Raw genomic sequence first — 18,536 nt, forward strand, 5'->3', positions numbered from 1 at the left:
CCACTTGGTTGCCAGCTTAAGGCTTCGAAGTGTCTAGTGAACCGGGGGCGATTCACTTCAAAGCGTGGACCAGAAAGTAAATTTCCCCCTGACTTCGAACAACATGCGCGTTGCCTGCAGCCAGTGCAACCTGCGCGAGCTTTGTCTCGCCGTGGGTCTGGATGAAGGGGATCTGCACAAACTCGACGACCTGGTGACCAAGCGGAAGCTCAAGCGTGGTCAGCAACTCTATCGGGCCGGCGATCCGTTCGAGGCCATGTACGCCATCCGTACTGGTTTCTTCAAGACGGACATCCTGACCGAAGAGGGTCTGGAACAGGTGACCGGCTTCCAGATGGCGGGGGAGATCATTGGCATGGATGGCATCAGCAATGATCGCCATGTCTGCAATGCCACGGCGCTGGAAGACAGCGAGGTCTGTGTGATGCCCTACGATCAGCTCGAAGAGCTCTCGCGCAAGATACAAACCCTTCAGCAGCAGTTCCACAAGCTCATGAGCCGCGAAATCGTTCGTGATCAAAGCCTGATGATCCTGCTTGGCTCGATGCGTGCAGAAAAACGTATCGCAGCATTCCTGCTCAATCTTTCCCAGCGCATGCGCATGCGAGGCTACTCGGCTTCGGAATTCCATCTGCGCATGACACGTGAAGAGATCGGCTCATACCTTGGTCTGAAACTCGAAACCGTGAGCCGCGCCTTCTCCAAGTTCCACGACGAAGGCCTGATCGGAGTCCAGCAAAAATACATCCGCATCCTAAACGCGGATGGTCTGAAGGCTCTGCTCAACCACTCGACGCCATGAGTCGGGCCTTCCTGAGGCCTGTTTCGCCCATATCCAGCCCCCACCGCGCTACAGAAAATTCTTCTGAACGCACACCTTTCCGGCACGGCAGGGGGTAAAAAGCCTAGAATCAAGCAATGCCTTTTATGGCGATGCTCTTCCATCGTGGGAGGGTATCTCCGCATGGACATACGCGCTCGACAGCGCAGACTGACTACTGATCGACCGGTTTACGCTGGCGCAACTTTAGGAAGGAAGTCTCCATGTATACCCATCTGCTGGTTCCCACCGATGGCTCCGAGCTTTCTACCAAGGCCCTGACCCAAGCCATCAACTTTGCCAAGAGTCTGGGGGCAAAGATAACGTTCCTGTATGTACAACCAGAGTTCCCACTGCTCATAGCCGGAGAAGGCGCATTGCTTCTACCTGAAAATCGGGAGGAGTTTGCGCGTGATACGGCAGCTCAGGCGGAACAGATTCTCTCTGAAGCGCGCTCCCGGGCAGCGGCTCAAGGGGTGGAAGCCAGTTCATGCACGGCAGTCAGTGACGTGCCTTATCAGGTCATCATCAATACAGCCGACGCGGAGGGCTGCGACTTGGTTTTCATGGCCTCACATGCCCGCAAGGGGCTGGTCGGCATTATTCTGGGATCGGAAACCAAGAAGGTTCTCAGCCACTCGAAAATCCCGGTCCTGGTTTATCGCTGAATCACTCGTCCGGCATTTTCCAAACAAACGCCACGATTTTCGTGGCGTTTTTCATTAAGGCTCGAAACGGATTTCCGCCTCGGATGGCAGCACGACTCTGGCATGTAGCTGCCAAGTCTGTCCAAAGTCGCTCAGCAGCAGATTCCAGCGCCCGGCTGGAAGGGTTTCACCCAGCTCGGCCAGATAGAGTCCGCCATTCCTGAACATGCGTACATGTTGGTCTGCGCTGGCCCGGGTGGCATTCATGACATCCAAGGTCAGTTCATCGGGCCAACTCAACTCGCGCGACGACTGCATCTGTAGGCTCAAACGCCCATCCTTCCAGAGCATCTCCGCCTGCAGACCGAGCATGCGCGCGGTATCGCGGGTCGCCAGGGATTGATTGATTTCGAGACCGCGCTTGTAATAGTCAGTGACAACCAGGCCATCGTCTGATTGCCAAGCCAGATACCAGGTTGCAAAACCTCCCAATACCGCAGCCAGCGGAAAAGAGATGATGAACCAAACCCAGGCATGGCGATACCAGGGACACTGAACGCTTTGCACAGACATATGCTCTCTCTCAGGGCACGACGAAAACGGAGCGCTCGCGGGCATGCAGCTCAGAGGCATCCTGCGCCAAAATCTCGAAGTACAGCTTATAAGAACCGCGGGGCATAGACTCCAGAGGCACGCGCACACTCACAGGCAGGCTACGACTCTCCCCCGCCGGAACCGCAATCGGTTCTGACTCGCGCAATGCAGCGTCCTCCACCCCCTGTACGGACACGGAGAACACGTGATCCTGCTCTGACATATTGATCAGTTGAAGCACGTAGACGTTTTCCAGCAATTCCCCTTCAACCTCGCGCGCCATGACCGAGCGATCCTTGTGCACATCTAGATGCACCGGCTGGCGTGCCAGCAAGGCCCATAGAAAGCCTACGCACAGCACCAGCAGAATTGCGCTGTAGATCATGATGCGCGGGCGCAGCACATGCCTGAGGATGTCATTCGCTCCCCAGTGCTGCCTGATGGCATTCTCCGTGGAGTAACGCACCAGCCCGCGTGGCAAACCGACCTTGTCCATCACCTGATCACAGGCATCAATACAGGCCGCACAGCCGATACATTCATATTGGAGACCATTGCGAATATCGATTCCGGTCGGGCAGACCTGCACACAGATACCGCAATCGACACAGTCCCCCTGCCCTTGGGGCTCCACGCCCTTGCGACGTACGCCACGAGGTTCACCACGGGAGGAGTCATAGGTGATCGTAAGCGTATCCGGATCGAACATCACCCCCTGGAAGCGCGCATAGGGGCACATGTATTTGCACACCTGCTCGCGCATCACCCCTGCCATCAGATAGGTGAATCCGCCATAGAACAGTACCCAGAATAGTGACCATCCTGCCACCTGAAGACTGAAAAGTTCAGAGATCAGCTCACGGATTGGTGTGAAGTAGCCAACAAAACTGATACCGGCCCACAACGAAAGCAGGATCCAGAATGAATATTTTGCTCCCTTGCGACTGAGTTTGTTCAAACTCGCCGCTGCATTGTCCAGCTTGATCCGCTTTGCACGATCTCCTTCGCATACACGCTCGATCCACAAAAAAATCTCGGTGTAGACCGTTTGGGGACAGGCATAACCACACCACAGCCGCCCCGCCGCTGCGGTGAACAGGAACAAGGAAAAAGCGCTGATGATCAGCAGTACCGACAGATAGAAGACATCTTGCGGCCAAAACACCCAGCCAAATAGATAGAACTTCCGTTCAGCCAGGTGAAAAAGCACCGCCTGTCGCCCATTCCAAGGCAACCAGCACAGACCGTAGAACACTAGCTGGGTGATCCACACCATGGCCCAGCGCCAGCGCGCAAACATTCCACTCACAGCCCTGGGATAGACCTTGTGGCGGACCTCGTAAAGCGTATCGGTTTCCGCGCTGCGCGGCGCACTGGTCATCGTGTCTGTGCATCCTTACCAGCCGACAGGCTAAGTACATAGGCTGTCAGCAGATGGATCTTCTCGTCACCCAGCAAGGTCTTGAAAGAGGGCATCTGGTTGACACGGCCATAGGTCACGGTCTCGATGATCGTGGCCTCTGTAGAACCCCACAGCCAGGTACGATCCGTCAGGTTCGGGGCACCTACGGTCTGATTGCCCTTCCCCTCAGGACCGTGACAGGCCACGCAGTTGTCTGCAAACACTTGGCGGCCACGCTGGGCCCGCAAGGCATCGTGTGCAAGCCCCGACAAGGATCGCACATAGTTGGCGACATCCTTCACGTTCTCGCTACCCAAAGCTTCACCGAACGGCGCCATCACACCGATACGGCCATTTTCGATGGTGGTTCGGATATTTTCCGGCTCTCCGCCATGCAACCAGTCACTGTCCGTCAGATTGGGGAAACCTTTGTTACCCCCCGCATCAGAACCGTGGCACTGGGCACAATAGGTCAGGAACAGACGCTGCCCCATGGCGCGGGCTTCCGGATCGAGAGAAACTGCACGCACATCCTGCGATAGGAATTTGCGGTAAATCGGACCGATCTGCTCGTTGACCGTGGCAACCTCGGCTTTGTACTGCCCAGAGGAGGACCAGCCAAGCTTGCCTTGCCAACGCCCCAACCCTGGATACAGAACAAAATAAGCCACGGCAAAAGCCAGCGTGAGCCAGAAGAGATAGAGCCACCAGCGCGGCAAGGGATTGTTGTACTCCTGTAGCGTCTCGTCCCATACGTGGTCCTGCAGTTCCACCGGCCCCGGCTTGCGTCGGGTCATGTTGGAAATCAGGATCCAGGCGCAGAAGATCAGGCTCAGGACTACCAGTCCCGCCACATAGTAATGCCAGCTGTCACTGACGAAATCACTCATGATGCCTCACCCCTGATAGTCGGCTGCGCCATAGTGGCGCGCTCACCCTCTTCGTCTGCAAACGGTAGCATGGCTGCTTCATCGAATCCCTTGCGTGCACCGCGGCTGTACGCCCAGACAGCAATTGCGATGAAACACACGAAGCCGGCCAGTGTCAGGAAGGAACGCAGATCATTGACGTCCATCGCCCGCCCCTCCGGCCAAAGGTGGCTCCGATCCAGGGATTGCGGTTCCCAACCCCTGCAGATAGGCCACAAGCACATCCAACTCTGTCTTGCCGGTAAGCGCCGCACCTGCCCCTGCAATTTCTTCGTCGGTATAAGGAGACCCCAGGGTGCGCAGCACCTCCATGCGGGTTTCAATTCCATCGGCCTTCACCGGACGATCTAGCCAGGAGAAAGCCGGCATGTTCGATTCCGGTACGACACTACGCGGATTCAGCAGGTGCGCCTTCTGCCAAGAGTCTGAATAGCGCCCGCCAACCCTAGCGAGATCCGGGCCAATCCGCCGCGACCCCCACTGGAAGGGGCGGTCATACACGAACTCCCCTGCTACGGAGTAATGCCCGTAACGCTCGGTTTCCGCTCGGAATGGGCGAATCATCTGCGAATGACAGACATAGCAGCCCTCGCGAACGTAGATATCCCGTCCGGCCAACCGGACCGGGTCGTACGGCTTCACACCCGATACCGGTTGGGTTGTGGAGTGCTGGAAGAACAGCGGTACGATTTCCACCAGACCGCCAACGCTGATAACCAGAAAGGTCAGCACGACCAGCAACGGCACACTCTTTTCGATCAGTTCATTGTTGAGTTTCATACTGCTTCCTCTCAATGCGCAGCAGCGGGCGCAAGTACTGGGGCATCCTCGGCCTTACCGGCCATGATGGTGCGTACCGCGTTATAGGCCATGATGAACATGCCGCTCAGATAGAGCAGACCTCCAATCAGGCGCACGATCCAGAAGGGATAGCTCTCCTTGACGCTGTCGACGAATGCATAGGTCAGCGTGCCATCAGGGTTGGCCGCGCGCCACATCATCCCCTGCATGACACCGGCGATCCACAACGACGCGATGTAGAGAACGATACCGACGGTGGCAACCCAGAAGTGCCAGTTGATCAAACGCACGGAATACATCTCTGTCTTGCCATACATACGCGGCAGCAGGTAATAGACCGTTCCGATGGTGATCATGCCAACCCACCCCAGCGCCCCTGAATGGACGTGACCGATGGTCCAGTCTGTGTAGTGCGACAGCGCATTGACCGTCTTGATGGACATCATCGGGCCTTCAAAAGTGGACATGCCATAGAAGGACAACGACGTGATCAGGAACTTCAGGATCGGGTCTGTACGCAGTTTGTCCCAAGCGCCCGAGAGGGTCATGATCCCGTTGATCATCCCTCCCCAGGACGGTGCCAGCAGAATCAGCGAGAACACCATGCCCAAGGACTGCGTCCAGTCGGGCAACGCCGTGTAATGGAGGTGGTGAGGGCCCGCCCACATATAGGTAAAGATCAGCGCCCAGAAGTGAACCACCGAGAGGCGATAGGAATACACAGGTCTCTGCGCCTGCTTGGGCACGAAGTAATACATCATCCCCAGGAAACCAGCCGTCAGGAAGAAGCCCACCGCGTTATGTCCATACCACCATTGGATCATTGCATCCTGTACTCCGGCATACGCGGAGTATGACTTGAGCAATGAAACCGGCAAGGCCGCAGAATTCACTATGTGCAGCAGGGCTACGGCCAGAATGAAGGCCCCGTAGAACCAGTTGGCCACATAGATGTGTTGCGTCTTTCGCTTGACGATGGTGCCGAAGAACACCACCGCGTAGGCTACCCAGACGACTGCGATCAATATGTCGATCGGCCACTCGAGCTCAGCGTATTCCTTGCCCGAGGTAATGCCCAGCGGCAGAGTAATCGCCGCCAGTACGATCACGGCTTGCCACCCCCAGAAGGTAAAACTTGCCAACCAGGGAGCGAAAAGCGATGTATGTGACGTACGCTGAACGACGAAATAAGAGGATCCGATCAGCGCACAGCCACCGAATGCGAAGATCACTGCATTGGTGTGCAACGGACGCAATCGTCCGAAATGCAGCCATTCAAGAACATTGAGTTCGGGCCAGACGAGCTGGGCAGCGATGATCACGCCGACCAGCATGCCTACGATCCCCCACACGATCGTCATGACCGTGAACTGCCTCACGACCTTGTAGTCGTAAGTTGCCTGGGTTTGCATACCTGCCACCTCATGTTGGATTTCGATCGCCAGCGCCATGTCCAGTCGTGCCAAACGGCAAAGCCCGCTGCGACAACCTGAGCAGGAAGCGGCACGGGCCCGACGAACAGGAGAGCAGAATCGCTCTCGCTGCAGCACGCTTGACCAAAGTCAAACGAGTTTTTGCGCTGGCGCAAATGCTAGCACAAGCATCATGGGCTTTCTCGTGACAAGGCAACGTAGGGACGAAAAAAAGGGTGCGACAAGCGCACCCCCAACCCCAACAGAGAGACTACACGGCCAAACTGCATCACAAGAGAACGCTCGTTCAACCGTTGCCGACGCCCCCGTCGGCATGGGATGAAGTATGCTCGAAAGAGCATGTCGGAGCTTGACCGAAGTCAATCCGGATACACCAAAGACCTACTCCTTGAGTTGTTCTTTTGCCGTGTCAATCTCGGGCTTGCTGTCATCTTCCATTAGCACCCGAAAGGCTGGCCCTTCCAGGTCGTCGAACTGCCCACTTCGCAGAGACCACCAGAACAGCGCTGCGATCACGATCACCAGCGCAACGGACAACGGAATCAGGATATAGAGGCTTGCTTCCATGCAGAGACTCCCTTGGCAATACGCAAAGCGTTGAGCACTACCAATAGCGAACTCAGCCCCATGCCGAGCCCAGCCATCCAGGGAGTCACCCAGCCCGCCATGGCCGCCGGGATAGCCAGCAGGTTATAGGCAAACGCCCACGCAAGATTCTCTCGAATGATGCGCAAGGTACGGCGCGCCAGCTGGCGCCCGACCAGGAGCTGCGTCAGATCATCATTGAGCAGCAGAATGTCTGCCTGGGTACGCGCCAGATCGGCACCGCCAGCCATGGCAATGGACACATCGGCTTGTGCGAGTACCGGCGCGTCGTTCACACCATCTCCGACCATGCCCACACACGCCCCTTGCTGCTGCAGCTTCTGCACGGCAGCCAGCTTCGCCTCGGGGGCCATGTCGCCCCTGGCATCAGACACCTGGATCTTCTCAGCCAGATTCTGGACTACAGCAGATGAATCCCCGCTGAACACGCTGACCCTGCAGAGCTGAGCTTTGATACCGGCAGCCAATACCCTTGCCGAGGGGCGGACTTCATCCACAAAGGAAAAACTCGCCAGCCAACGCCCTTTCTGCCCCAGGCAAACAAACCCTTGCCCGACAGGCGGACGCATTGCCTCTGGCAAATCAACGCCAGCCCATTCATGCACGAAGCGTTCGCTGCCGAGCACATAACGCTCGCCATCGACCTCGCCAGACAGTCCCCTGCCTACCGACAACTCGACCGATTGCGCTGCACGGACATCGCCTGCCGCAGTTCGCAATGCACGTGCCAGGGGATGCTCGGAATGCTGTTCAAGCGTCGCCGCCAACGCCAAGCAATCAGCGACATTCATGCCCGGCACCGTCCGCACCGCATCCAGTACGAGATCTCCAGTCGTCAGCGTCCCCGTCTTGTCGCACACAAGGTGATCCATACGCGCCAACGTCTCGATTGCGTGGCCGCGCGTCACCAGCAACCCCAGTCTTGCAAGGACATCTGTCGCCACAGTCAGGGCTGCCGGAGTCGCCAATGACAATGCACAAGGGCAGCTGACCACCAACACCACGACAAAGATTTCCAGCGCACGCGCCGGCTCATGCTCCCACCAGAAGACGAAGGTCAATACAGCTACGCAGAGCAGCACGCCGGTAAACCACGCTGCAACCTTGTCCGCCTGCGCCACCAACCTGGGACGTTCAGTCACAGCACGCTCCATCAGCTGACGGATGGTTGCCAACCGGGTGGTCGCGCCTACGCGATGAGCGATGAACTCAAGGGCACCAGAGCCATTCGTGCTACCACCAAGCACTTCCGAACCAATCCACTTTGGCACCGGAGCCGACTCACCGGTCAGCCAAGCCTCGTTCACTTCACTCTGGCCGGCCGTCACCACGCCATCAGCCGCAATCAGCTCACCAGGCCGAACCAGCAGACGATCCCCTATCTGCAGCGCGCTGACTGGCACGCGCTCTTCCACCCCTCCTCCTGGCAACAGGCGACGTGCAAACGTCGGCATCATTCGTACCAACCGCTCGACACCACGTGCAGCCCGCTGGCGTGCGAGCATTTCGAAGTAACGCCCGCTCAACAGGAAGAAAACAAACATCGTCACCGAATCAAAATACACACTGCCCTGACCACTCAGTGTTGCCTGCAAACTGGCCAAGAACGCCACACCCAAACCCAACGCCACCGGAACATCCATGCCCAGGCGCCTTAAACGCAGATCGCGCCACGCTCTCTGGAAAAAAGGCGCAGCCGAATACAGAATCACCGGCAATGTGAGGATCAAACTGGCCCAGCGCATCAACGCCGACGCCCCGGTACTCATCTCCCCCTCACCAGCGATGTACTCCGGGTAGGCATACATCATCACCTGCATCATTCCGAAACCAGCCACAAACAAGCGCCACAGTGCAGCTCTACGCTCCCGATGAGCCAATTCCTCGCTGCGCTGCGGATCGAACGGATGCGCCCGATAGCCGATGCTCTGCACGGCCAGCATGATCCCGGACAATGTGACCTGCGCCTCGTGCCAGCGCACCCTGGCCCGGTGCGTTGCATAATTCACCTGTACCGCACTGACTCCAACCAACTGCATCAGGTGCCGCTCGTTGAGCCATACACAAGCCGAACAGCTGATCCCTTCCAGGATGAGATCTGCCTCTCGCTCCCCCCCCTCCAACGGGCGCACGAAACCCTGCTGGAAAGCAGGTTGGTCAAACAAGGCCAACTCGCGCAGAGCCTCGGGCAGCACGTCAACAGGACGTTCAGGAAACCCTTCCCGATGCTGGTAGTAGTCTCCCAGTCCGTTGGACAGGATCGCCTCACAAACCGCCTGGCAGCCACCACAGCACACCCATCTCTGTTTTCCATCCACTTGCACGGACAGCTCTAGCTCCTTAGGCAAGGGCTGACCACAATGGAAGCAAAAAGAGGTATCAGAAGAAGTGGCAGGCACAAGGGAAGATGGCAAGCTGAACAACAGGACAGCGATCTTACCCTCGGAGCAGGATGCGTCAGACAAGAAAAAAGCCGCCTCAAAAGAGGCGGCTTTCCCGAGACTGGTGCTGCTGACCGGAATCGAACTGGTGACCTACTGATTACGAATCAGTTGCTCTACCGACTGAGCTACAGCAGCAAAGAGGCGGCATTATACGCAGCGTTTCCGTCAATCATCAAGCGTCAATCAAACCGAGGCACTTGTGCTCCAGCCAATCAAACTGATCAATGCGCCTCATCTCTGCAAGATCAGAACCCTCCCATCCGGACTCGAATTCCACTTATCGCAAATTTGTTGTATTTGACAAATTCGTCGACAACCTTACACCAAAAAAAGGATCTTCCAATGCCTACAGCCAGACAAAACCTTCTCAATACAGCGGGTTTCACGCTGATCGAACTGATGATTACGGTAGCGATCATTGGGATTCTCGCTTCAATCGCGTATCCATCCTATCGAGATTACGTCACGCGTAGCCGGTTGGTTGATGCAACGAATGCACTATCCACCCTGCGCGCGCAGATGGAACAGCATTTCCAGGACAACCGCACCTACCAGACAGTCGGCTCATTCACCACCCCCTGTTCGAATAGTGCTAATCAAACCGCCGGCACGTTTGCCATTACCTGCAACGTAACAAACACGACTTACACCATCACGGCCACCGGTAGTGGCCAGACGAACGGTTTCACCTACACCATCAACCAGAGTGGCACCCAAGCGACCACTGCCATCCCCTCTGACTGGGGAAGCGCGGCGAACGGCTGTTGGATTCAGCGCAAAGGGCAGACATGCTGAGGCGCTCCTACATCGCAGGTTTCACTCTGATTGAGTTGATGATCGTGTTGGCAATCATGGCCATTCTGACCATGTTAACCATTCCCAGCCTGGCTACCTGGATGGCCAACAGCCGCGTGCGAAGCGTCGCCGAAGCGATGCAAAATGCCATCCGACAGGCACAGGCAGAAGCGCTGACGCGCAATCGCCAGGTCGTTTTCGCCCTGACCAATACCACCCCGGCACTCAACGCAGCCGCCAGCGCCAATGGGAAACACTGGTACATGCAGGTCTTGCCGCTAGTGGACGCGGGTGAAAACGCGAGCACCTTCATCAGAGGAGAGAAAGTCGCCTCGACCAACTCCGTCACGATCACGGGTAACGCCGTCACCTGTTTCAATTCCCAAGGACGCTTGGCCAGCAACACATCGACCGGCCTCGGCAACGACTGCACGCTCCCGGGCAACCTCGTGTCATTTGGCTTGACAGCCACGGGCGCGGATCGCCCGCTACGCGTGGAAGTCTATCTGGGCGGCAAGGTTCGTCTTTGCGACCCTGCCAAAACACTCTCATCAACCCAACCAGAAGGATGCTCAGCATGAAAAGGCACACGCCAGTGCTCGTCGAGCAGCGCGGCGCAGCACTACTGGAAGCGCTCATCGCCATCCTGATATTTTCCCTTGGCGTCTTGGGCCTGATTGGCCTGCTGGCCACGTCGACCCAGTTTTCGATCGATGCAGAGGACCGTACCCGTGCCTCGATGCTAGCCAACGATCTGGTAGCACAGATGTGGGAAAAGCAAACTGTTTCGCTCGACAGCGACACCCTCTCCGCTTGGGAATCGCGAGTTCAGGATCCCAGCAACGGCCTTCCTTCCGCCAACGCGAACAGCACTGTCGATGCCAGTGGCGTAGCCAACGTCACCATCACCTGGAAGGCCCCATGGCGCCCTTCCGCTGAGCAGAGCAACATCTACAGCACGCAGGTTCAGATCCCATGACAAAGCCACCCCAGCCTCAACGTGGCATAACGCTCATCGAGCTGATGGTCGCGCTCGTGATTGCGTCCTTGCTTGCCATTGCGGTGGCCAGCGTTCTGGCAAGCTATGAAGGGCACAAACGCACAACCACTTCGGTAAACGATATTAATCAAAGCGGAAACTACGCTGCATGGACGCTGGATAGCCTGTTACGCAGCGCCGGATCCGGCTTTGCTCTGAATGCCCCAACGATTGAAGACAACAGCACCCAACTCGCCAATTTGATCTACGGTTGCAAGATATTGGCAAGCAAGAATGGCAGCACAGTCTTGCCGCGCAGCAGCGCCCTACCTGCACCTTTCGCCGATATTGATCAGACATTCAGGCTCGCTCCCGTCCTTATCCTGCAAGACGGTAGCACTCCTACCGACAGCGGCAACGATTCCGACATACTGATAATCATGGGCGGCACGTCTGGCAAGGCGGAGGCCCCCGCCTATCTGGATGACTACCCAGCCAGTGACTCACTAGAACTGAAAAATACCCTAAGCTTTTCTGCCAGCGACCTCGCGCTGCTCACTAAGTCAGAACTCGGAAGCAGCGGAGTTCAGCCCTGCTTTCTGACCCAGGTCAGCACCAGCTTCGTTGAAAGCGGAAGTGGTTCTCTGACCCTAGGTGGAGATTATTACGCCGCCACCATCAGCGGCCAAGAAGTCAGCGGATACGCAAAGCACGATATCGCGCTGAATATCGGAAATATAGCTAATGGCAACACTCCCGTTATTGCCGCACTCGGCGTTGGCGATAACAGTACACTCTTTTCCTACGATCTTTTGCAAAGCACTGCCGCCCCGCTCCAAGCCATCGCCTCCGGCGTGTTCGAACTACACGCCCTTTACGGATTGGACACGAATGGCGACGGCAAGGTGGATAGCTGGAGCAAACCAGAAAATGATTTCGCCTATGCAGCCCTGACTACCGGCAGTAGCGCCGCAGCCAGCAATATTTCACAGATCAAGGCCATCCGCGTCGGATTGATTCTGCGCACATCACTACTGGAAAAGGAAGCACCGAACTCGCCGTCGCTCACCCTGTTCAGCGATCTTGGGAGTGATCTCGCCTACTCCCCTGCTCTTAGTACAGACAATACTTTATATCGCTATCGCACTATGGAATTCAACGTTCCCTTGCGCAATCCGATGCTACTGGAGTAAGCTATGCAGATGCGTATTTTCCTCAGGCCTAAGTGCCAAAAAGGCGTCATTCTTCTGATAACGCTGCTGGTTATGGTTGTACTTCTGATCGCCTCGGTCGCTCTGCTCCGCTCCTTTGACACTTCAATGCAACTCTCGGGCAGCCTTGCCTTCAAGCGAGACTTGGTCAATCAAGGAGAACGCGGCATGGCGCGTGCCATCGCGGCTTTCGATAGTGGCCCCCTGCAAACGGAAAGCGCCCGACAAGGAAACATATCGTCCTCAAACTATTCCGCCTCGATTCTTCCGTCAAACTCCAAAGGAATTCCAAAAGCACTACTTAGTGCGAGCGAGTACACAGCCGCGGGAATGACCGGCACGGACATCTCGGATAATGGAGTGATTATCCGTACCATCATTGATCGTCAATGCTCGAATACTGGAACATTCAGTACCGCAACCTGCGTGTATCTGCCCGGTTATTCAGACACCGGCGGCTCTGCTCACCTAGCAAACAAACGAGCCGGCGCTGAATACACGCCAGTATATCGTGTGAGTGTAAGGGTCGACGGCCCTCGCAACACCCAAGTTTTTCTCCAGTCGACGCTAGTACGCTGAGAGTCTTAAGTTACGGAGTCCGTCATGACAAATAGAATGCATCTCCACCCAATTTCGTTGATCGTCATCATGCTATATGGATGCACTCTGCATTCTGCGGCATCGGCAAGCGAAATTTCCTTGGCTGACTCACCGCTATTTTCTTCTGTCTCAGTCCCGGGCAATCTTGCCTTGGCTCTTTCTGTCGAATACCCAACGGCCACAACGCCGGCCTATACGACCAGTTATAGCAGCAACACAACCTATCTTGGGTATTTTGATTCGAATAAATGCTACACCTATCAATACAACAGCACAAACGCAGAAGCAAGTTATTTTAAGCCGAACAGAGCAGCTACCAACCGCACCTGCCCCGCTGCAACCACAACACTCCAACTATGGAGCGGAAACTATCTAAATTGGGCCTCAATGCAAACGCTGGACACCTTCCGCTGGATACTAACCGGAGGTTATCGCAGCGTAGATAACACAACCCAAACAATTCTCACCAAGACTTACGCGTGGTACAACGGTCTAAATGACAACAAAAGCATCTCAAGCGGAGTTTCAACTGCCACTCCGTTTAATTGGAGCAGCTCTCATACCAGGGTCCGCTCCCTTGGTACTGCTATGTATATTGCAGCCACTTCCGGCACTTTAGGCGGCAGCACCATCGTTAATTATAATGGACACAACAACGCCGTCAGCAACACAAACACAAAGTGGGCCAAATCAAACTCTATCTATCGGGTTTATATAAACATCGAAGTTTGTGCGTCTTCCACACTCAAGGAAAGCAACTGCGTTGCTTACGGCAGCAATTTCAAACCAGAGGGTTTGATGCAGCAATATTCAAAACAATTGCGCTATGCTGCTTTTGGCTATTACAACCAAGATGGTAACGATCGTGACGGTGGCGTATTGCGTGCCCCCATGAAATTCATTGGGCCTACCTCGACAATTCCTGGTTCTGCGGCCATTGCCAACCCAAACTCAGAGTGGGATCCCAGCACAGGCATCATGCACATCAATCCGAACCCGGAAGATGTCGCAGCAACCATCAACGCTGCGGCGGCGGAAGGATTCACGGTAACAGTAGAAAATAGCGGAGTAATGAATTACCTTAATAAGTTTGGCTACTACTCCCAAAGGTACAAATCTAACGACCCGGTCAGCGAACTTTATTACGCGGTAAGCCGCTACTTACGTAACAAGGGGAATGTCCCGGCCTACACGTCTTTAGCTGGCGCAGGGTCAAACGCCAACGCAAATACGTATCTTGACAATTTTCCTGCTCTCCGCACATGGCAAGATCCCATCCAATACGCTTGCCAGAAAAACTTCATTCTGGGTATCGGGGATGTCTATGCCCACTATGATAGAAATCTACCTGGAGCAAAAAGTGACCTTCTTTCTTCCACCGAGAGTTCCACCGTTAGGACGTTTATTGAGTCTGACGATCTAAGCACAATCGGTGAATATGCCAGCACTCCCGATGGAAAGATTAAAAATGTGGCACAGGCAGCCAATGCAATAGGGCGGCTGGAAGGAAACTCCTACTATGGCGACTGGAGATCTCCAACATGTAGAGTCGGAACCAATGGTGTCTATATAGCAAGCGTGGCCTATGACATGAATGTTCGCGATATCCGTCCGGACCTTGCAGATAAGCAAACCGTCAGCACCTACTGGATGGATGTCCACGAAAACAACAAATATTGCCACAAGAACCAATATTGGATGGCTGCAAAGTATGGTGGTTTCAAGGTGCCAGAAGATTTCGATCCTTATTCAATCAATCTTTCCACCGATTCACTGACTGCGGAGTCGTGGCGTACTAACACAGATACGCTTCCATTCCCTGGCACAAATTTCGAAGGATCCGGAACCTACTCCTTCACCACTGACACGAACGACAGCAAAGATCCACGCCCCGACAACTACTTCCCTGGCAACTCTCCAGAAACCATGCGTTCCGGGCTGATTTCAGCATTTGCCAAGATTGCAGCCGAAGCAGCGGCCGCCACGGGAACAGCACTAGCATCTCCTTCACCCCAAAAAACAGAAACAGGATCAGGAAATTACCAGAGCACTTACGATCCAGACGGCTGGACTGGCACTCTTAAGGGGCAAAGAATTACGTACAACAGTAGTGGAGCTCCAGTCCTAACGACAATCTGGGAAGCTGGGGCACTATTGAATGCGCGTGCCTGGAGTACCCGCAAGATCATCACCTATTGCGATGGAGACGGCATTCCATTGAGCTCCGGCATGAGCTGTGCCGCATCACTTGCTGCAGTCGACGGCATCAGCACCGCCAATCAATCCGCGTCAAACTACGTGAACTACTTGCGGGGAGATCGCTCTCAGGAAGTCGCCAACGGCGGTGCGTATAGAACACGAGAGTCGAGGCTAGGAGATATCGTAAATGCCAAACCGGTCGCGCTTGGAGCGCCAGACTTTCCTTGGAGTGACCTCTATAATCAAGGATATGGAGAATTCAAAAGAAATCATTCGAACCGCCCCACTGTCGTATTCGCCGGGGCCAACGATGGCATGCTCCATGCGTTCAACGGCTCACTCACAGCAATCGATAAAGGCCAGGAGTTATTTTCCTACATTCCTGGTTTAATCTATAGCGACACCGATTCGGCCACCGGCGGAGGGTTATCTTCACTTGGAAACCCCTCATTTACCCATCGTTTCTTGGTAGATGGTTCCCCCTATGTTGCCGATATAGATTTTCAGAAAACCCCCAATGCCACGGCGACCACAACTGACTGGCGTTCCATTTTGATCGGTGGCCTTGGAAAGGGCGGCAAGGGGTATTACGCAATAGACGTAACCGATCCGACAGACTGGACTTCCGAAAATTCGATTGCCGACAAGATTCTTTGGGAGTTTTCACATACTCACCTGGGCTACAGTTACGGAGTGGCTTCTGTCGTGAAAACGGCTAAATATGGCTGGGTCGTCGTGCTGACCTCTGGCTACAACAATGATGATGGCAAAGGTTACTTCTTCTTTGTAAACCCCAGAACCGGCGAGTTACTTGAAATGGTTGCCACATCCGAGGGCTCTACTGCTTCGCCTCTGAATATGGCGCATGCGACTGCCTATACTCCAAATTACAGGGATGGAACAGCTGATGCCATCTATGCAGCAGACCTGCAGGGCAATGTCTGGCGACTGGATGTTACTGCCAGCAGCGGCGACTACCTGGCGCCAACCAAAATAGCTAGTCTCTCTTCGCCTTCGGGAGGCTTCCAACCTGTCACAACCCGGCCTCTCGTTGAAGCAGAACCCAGCTCCGGGAAACGCTATGTGCTGGTTGGAACAGGACGTTTGCTCGCTGACTCCGATATTTCCACCAATCAAAAGCAAAGCTTCTACGCCATTATTGACGGCCAGAAAGCATTCGGCGCTTTTTATGGCGGCAGCATAAGCCTTCCAGAAAACTCCAGTTTCCCTGTCAGTCGAAATAATCTTGAGGCTAATACAGACTTACTAAGCGGCATAGGCAGCAGCCCTACCAATTCCATGGGCTGGTATTACGACATGCCCCTCACTAATCAGATCGCCGAACGCGTAACAATAAATCCTGAAGCTAACAACGGCATCATCGCTTGGGCCGGAAATTTGCCAGATGGTGACGCCTGCTCCCCTGCCGGTACGGGCAAAGCCTATGCGGTGAGCCTTGGACTCGGACGAAGCGTACTCCGCAACTCCAGCGGCATTCGTGTGGCCTCTCTTGGCATTAGCTCGATGGTCACCGATTTGGCATTCGGCAACCTTGGCGGCAAGATTCGGCTTGATGCTGGCGGAGCCGGCGGTGAAGTCGAGAATCTGGACGGGGATTTCGCCTCTGGTACAAGACTCAAACGCCTCAACTGGCGTATGGTCCCTACAGCGGACTAAGATCGCATGCAACGCGGACTGCTAGCAGCAACACTTGTTTCGTGCTTGGTACATTGAATCGCCCCCGGTTCACTAGACACTTCGAAGCCTTAAGCTGGCAACCAAGTGGAGGTGTCTATGAGTAGCAAGCGATACACGGAAGAGTTCAAGATTGAAGCGGTCAAGCAAGTGACCGATCGTGGACATAGCGTTGCGGACGTTGCCGGGCGACTGGATGTGAGCATCCACAGTCTGTACGCATGGATCAAGCGCTACAGCCTGACGCCGCAGGAGCGTCAAACGCAGGATAGCCAAGAGGACGAGTTACGTCGGCTACGAGCCGAGCTCAAGCGGGTAACCGAGGAGCGCGACATCCTAAAAAAGGCCACAGCGTACTTTGCCAAGCAGTCCGGGTAAGGTACGCCTTCATCGAAGCGCATCAGAACGTCTGGCCAATCCGACGCATGTGCAAGGTCATGCGGGTCCATCCGAGTGGGTACTACGCCTGGCACAAGCCCAGCCGCTGTCTGCACCTGCCCTGGAAGATCAGCGCATTGAAGGCCTGATCAAGCAGTGCTGGCTGGAAAGTGGTGCCGTGTATGGTTACCGTAAGATCACGCATGACCTGCGCGATCTGGGCGAATCCTGCGGCAAGCATCGTGTTGCTCGGCTGATGCGCCAGATCGGCCTCAAGTCCCTGACGGGCTATGGGCGTCGGCCGGGCCGCTACGGGGGGGGCTGTCCTGCCAACGTGTCACCGAACCATCTTCAGCGCGAGTTCGACGTGAGCGAACCGAACAAGGTCTGGGTGACTGACATTACGTACATCCGCACGCATGAGGGCTGGCTGTTTTTGGCGGCAGTCCTGGATCTGTTCTCGCGACAGGTCGTGGGCTGGTCGATGAGTGCTCAGATGACGGCAGACCTCGCACTGAACGCCTTGCTGATGGCCGTCTGGCACCGCAAGCCGACGCAGGAGGTCATGGTTCATTCGGATCAGGGCAGCCAGTTCAGCAGCGACGATTGGCAGTCGTTCCTGCGCGCCAACAAGCTCAAGGGCAGCATGAGTCGCCGAGGAAACTGCCACGACAACGCAGTCGCAGAAAGTTTCTTCCAGCTGCTCAAGCGCGAGCGGATCAAACGCAAAATCTATCCAACACGCGAGGATGCCCGCCGTGACGTGTTCGATTACATCGAGATGTTCTACAACCCGAAACGGCGACACAGCCACGCAAATGGCATGTCTCCGATAGACTATGAAAAACAGTATTTCATGAAGCTCGGGGCTGTCTAGGAAACCCGGGGCGATTCAGATGTGAGCGGTAACAACTCAAACAACAGAAGATTGGCATCTCATTGGCACACGAAAACGCATAAGAATCAGACCTACACTGCCTGTACTTGCACCGAACATCGCCTG

16 protein-coding genes, 1 tRNA gene and 1 pseudogene are annotated in these 18,536 nt (G+C 55.4%); 9 read left to right on the forward strand and 9 right to left on the reverse strand.

Annotated features, from left to right (window positions below):
• The first annotated feature begins 88 nt into the window (after positions 1-88).
• Positions 89-802: a fumarate/nitrate reduction transcriptional regulator Fnr gene (fnr, locus tag BGI27_RS09520; protein WP_263406609.1), complete on the forward strand. Its 714-nt coding sequence runs from the start codon at positions 89-91 to the stop codon at positions 800-802.
• 242 nt (positions 803-1,044) lie between these two features.
• Positions 1,045-1,488, forward strand: a complete 444-nt coding sequence (locus BGI27_RS09525; RefSeq protein ID WP_095524640.1) for a universal stress protein — start codon at positions 1,045-1,047, stop codon at positions 1,486-1,488.
• Positions 1,489-1,542: 54 nt separating this feature from the next.
• On the opposite strand, the gene BGI27_RS09530 is transcribed toward BGI27_RS09525, so the two are convergent.
• From BGI27_RS09530 to BGI27_RS09570, 9 genes are all read right to left on the reverse strand, one after another.
• Entirely contained in the window at positions 1,543-2,034 is a 492-nt protein-coding gene (locus BGI27_RS09530; RefSeq protein WP_172425481.1) for a FixH family protein, read from the reverse strand.
• Between the two features lie 16 nt (positions 2,035-2,050).
• Entirely contained in the window at positions 2,051-3,442 is a 1,392-nt protein-coding gene (gene ccoG / locus BGI27_RS09535; RefSeq protein WP_095524642.1) for a cytochrome c oxidase accessory protein CcoG, read from the reverse strand.
• Entirely contained in the window at positions 3,439-4,353 is a 915-nt protein-coding gene (gene ccoP / locus BGI27_RS09540) for a cytochrome-c oxidase, cbb3-type subunit III (RefSeq protein WP_095524643.1), read from the reverse strand. Before ccoP ends, ccoG begins: the two co-directional genes overlap by 4 nt.
• Positions 4,350-4,538 (reverse strand): cbb3-type cytochrome oxidase subunit 3, encoded by a 189-nt coding sequence (locus BGI27_RS09545; RefSeq protein ID WP_095524644.1) that lies wholly within the window; start codon positions 4,536-4,538, stop codon positions 4,350-4,352. Before BGI27_RS09545 ends, ccoP begins: the two co-directional genes overlap by 4 nt.
• On the reverse strand, positions 4,525-5,172 hold the full coding sequence (gene ccoO / locus BGI27_RS09550; protein WP_095524645.1) for a cytochrome-c oxidase, cbb3-type subunit II: 648 nt from the start codon (positions 5,170-5,172) through the stop codon (positions 4,525-4,527). Before ccoO ends, BGI27_RS09545 begins: the two co-directional genes overlap by 14 nt.
• A gap of 11 nt (positions 5,173-5,183) precedes the next feature.
• Positions 5,184-6,605 (reverse strand): cytochrome-c oxidase, cbb3-type subunit I, encoded by a 1,422-nt coding sequence (gene ccoN, locus BGI27_RS09555; protein ID WP_095524672.1) that lies wholly within the window; start codon positions 6,603-6,605, stop codon positions 5,184-5,186.
• A gap of 402 nt (positions 6,606-7,007) precedes the next feature.
• On the reverse strand, positions 7,008-7,193 hold the full coding sequence (gene ccoS / locus BGI27_RS09560) for a cbb3-type cytochrome oxidase assembly protein CcoS (protein ID WP_095524646.1): 186 nt from the start codon (positions 7,191-7,193) through the stop codon (positions 7,008-7,010).
• On the reverse strand, positions 7,169-9,631 hold the full coding sequence (locus tag BGI27_RS09565; protein ID WP_223871726.1) for a heavy metal translocating P-type ATPase: 2,463 nt from the start codon (positions 9,629-9,631) through the stop codon (positions 7,169-7,171). Before BGI27_RS09565 ends, ccoS begins: the two co-directional genes overlap by 25 nt.
• 104 nt (positions 9,632-9,735) lie before the next feature.
• Positions 9,736-9,811, reverse strand: a tRNA-Thr gene (locus BGI27_RS09570).
• Between the two features lie 207 nt (positions 9,812-10,018).
• Between BGI27_RS09570 and BGI27_RS09575 the strand changes: the two genes are divergently transcribed.
• The 7 genes and pseudogenes from BGI27_RS09575 to BGI27_RS09605 all read left to right on the forward strand — a co-directional run bounded on the left by BGI27_RS09575 (position 10,019) and on the right by BGI27_RS09605 (position 18,410).
• The gene (locus BGI27_RS09575) at positions 10,019-10,471 is read left to right on the forward strand and encodes a type IV pilin protein (RefSeq protein ID WP_095524674.1); all 453 of its coding nucleotides are present in this window, start codon (positions 10,019-10,021) and stop codon (positions 10,469-10,471) included.
• Positions 10,465-11,052, forward strand: coding sequence for a GspH/FimT family pseudopilin (locus tag BGI27_RS09580; RefSeq protein ID WP_095524675.1), 588 nt, complete (start codon positions 10,465-10,467; stop codon positions 11,050-11,052). Before BGI27_RS09575 ends, BGI27_RS09580 begins: the two co-directional genes overlap by 7 nt.
• On the forward strand, positions 11,049-11,450 hold the full coding sequence (gene pilV / locus BGI27_RS09585) for a type IV pilus modification protein PilV (RefSeq protein ID WP_223871721.1): 402 nt from the start codon (positions 11,049-11,051) through the stop codon (positions 11,448-11,450). The genes BGI27_RS09580 and pilV overlap by 4 nt, the downstream gene beginning before the upstream one ends.
• Positions 11,447-12,643 carry a PilW family protein gene (locus BGI27_RS09590; RefSeq protein WP_095524676.1) on the forward strand — a complete coding sequence of 399 codons (1,197 nt, stop codon included), beginning with the start codon at positions 11,447-11,449 and terminating at the stop codon, positions 12,641-12,643. The genes pilV and BGI27_RS09590 overlap by 4 nt, the downstream gene beginning before the upstream one ends.
• 3 nt (positions 12,644-12,646) lie before the next feature.
• The gene (locus BGI27_RS09595; protein WP_095524648.1) at positions 12,647-13,240 is read left to right on the forward strand and encodes a pilus assembly PilX family protein; all 594 of its coding nucleotides are present in this window, start codon (positions 12,647-12,649) and stop codon (positions 13,238-13,240) included.
• A 24-nt stretch (positions 13,241-13,264) separates the two neighbouring features.
• Entirely contained in the window at positions 13,265-17,137 is a 3,873-nt protein-coding gene (locus tag BGI27_RS09600; RefSeq protein ID WP_095524649.1) for a pilus assembly protein, read from the forward strand.
• A 117-nt stretch (positions 17,138-17,254) separates the two neighbouring features.
• Positions 17,255-18,410, forward strand: a pseudogene (locus tag BGI27_RS09605) (IS3 family transposase).
• The last annotated feature ends 126 nt before the right edge of the window (positions 18,411-18,536 follow it).

The sequence above is a fragment of the Candidatus Dactylopiibacterium carminicum genome (assembly GCF_014736495.1).
GTDB lineage: Bacteria > Pseudomonadota > Gammaproteobacteria > Burkholderiales > Rhodocyclaceae > Uliginosibacterium > Uliginosibacterium carminicum.

Excerpts from the sequence above, each read along its gene's own strand:
- BGI27_RS09525 (WP_095524640.1), top strand. The coding sequence starts at position 1,045 with ATGTATACCCATCTGCTGGTTCCCACCGATGGCTCCGAGCTTTCTACC.
- ccoG (WP_095524642.1), bottom strand. The coding sequence starts at position 3,442 with ATGACCAGTGCGCCGCGCAGCGCGGAAACCGATACGCTTTACGAGGTC.
- ccoP (WP_095524643.1), bottom strand. The coding sequence starts at position 4,353 with ATGAGTGATTTCGTCAGTGACAGCTGGCATTACTATGTGGCGGGACTG.
- BGI27_RS09545 (WP_095524644.1), bottom strand. The coding sequence starts at position 4,538 with ATGGACGTCAATGATCTGCGTTCCTTCCTGACACTGGCCGGCTTCGTG.
- ccoO (WP_095524645.1), bottom strand. The coding sequence starts at position 5,172 with ATGAAACTCAACAATGAACTGATCGAAAAGAGTGTGCCGTTGCTGGTC.
- ccoN (WP_095524672.1), bottom strand. The coding sequence starts at position 6,605 with ATGCAAACCCAGGCAACTTACGACTACAAGGTCGTGAGGCAGTTCACG.
- ccoS (WP_095524646.1), bottom strand. The coding sequence starts at position 7,193 with ATGGAAGCAAGCCTCTATATCCTGATTCCGTTGTCCGTTGCGCTGGTG.
- BGI27_RS09575 (WP_095524674.1), top strand. The coding sequence starts at position 10,019 with ATGCCTACAGCCAGACAAAACCTTCTCAATACAGCGGGTTTCACGCTG.
- BGI27_RS09580 (WP_095524675.1), top strand. The coding sequence starts at position 10,465 with ATGCTGAGGCGCTCCTACATCGCAGGTTTCACTCTGATTGAGTTGATG.
- pilV (WP_223871721.1), top strand. The coding sequence starts at position 11,049 with ATGAAAAGGCACACGCCAGTGCTCGTCGAGCAGCGCGGCGCAGCACTA.
- BGI27_RS09590 (WP_095524676.1), top strand. The coding sequence starts at position 11,447 with ATGACAAAGCCACCCCAGCCTCAACGTGGCATAACGCTCATCGAGCTG.
- BGI27_RS09595 (WP_095524648.1), top strand. The coding sequence starts at position 12,647 with ATGCAGATGCGTATTTTCCTCAGGCCTAAGTGCCAAAAAGGCGTCATT.
- BGI27_RS09600 (WP_095524649.1), top strand. The coding sequence starts at position 13,265 with ATGACAAATAGAATGCATCTCCACCCAATTTCGTTGATCGTCATCATG.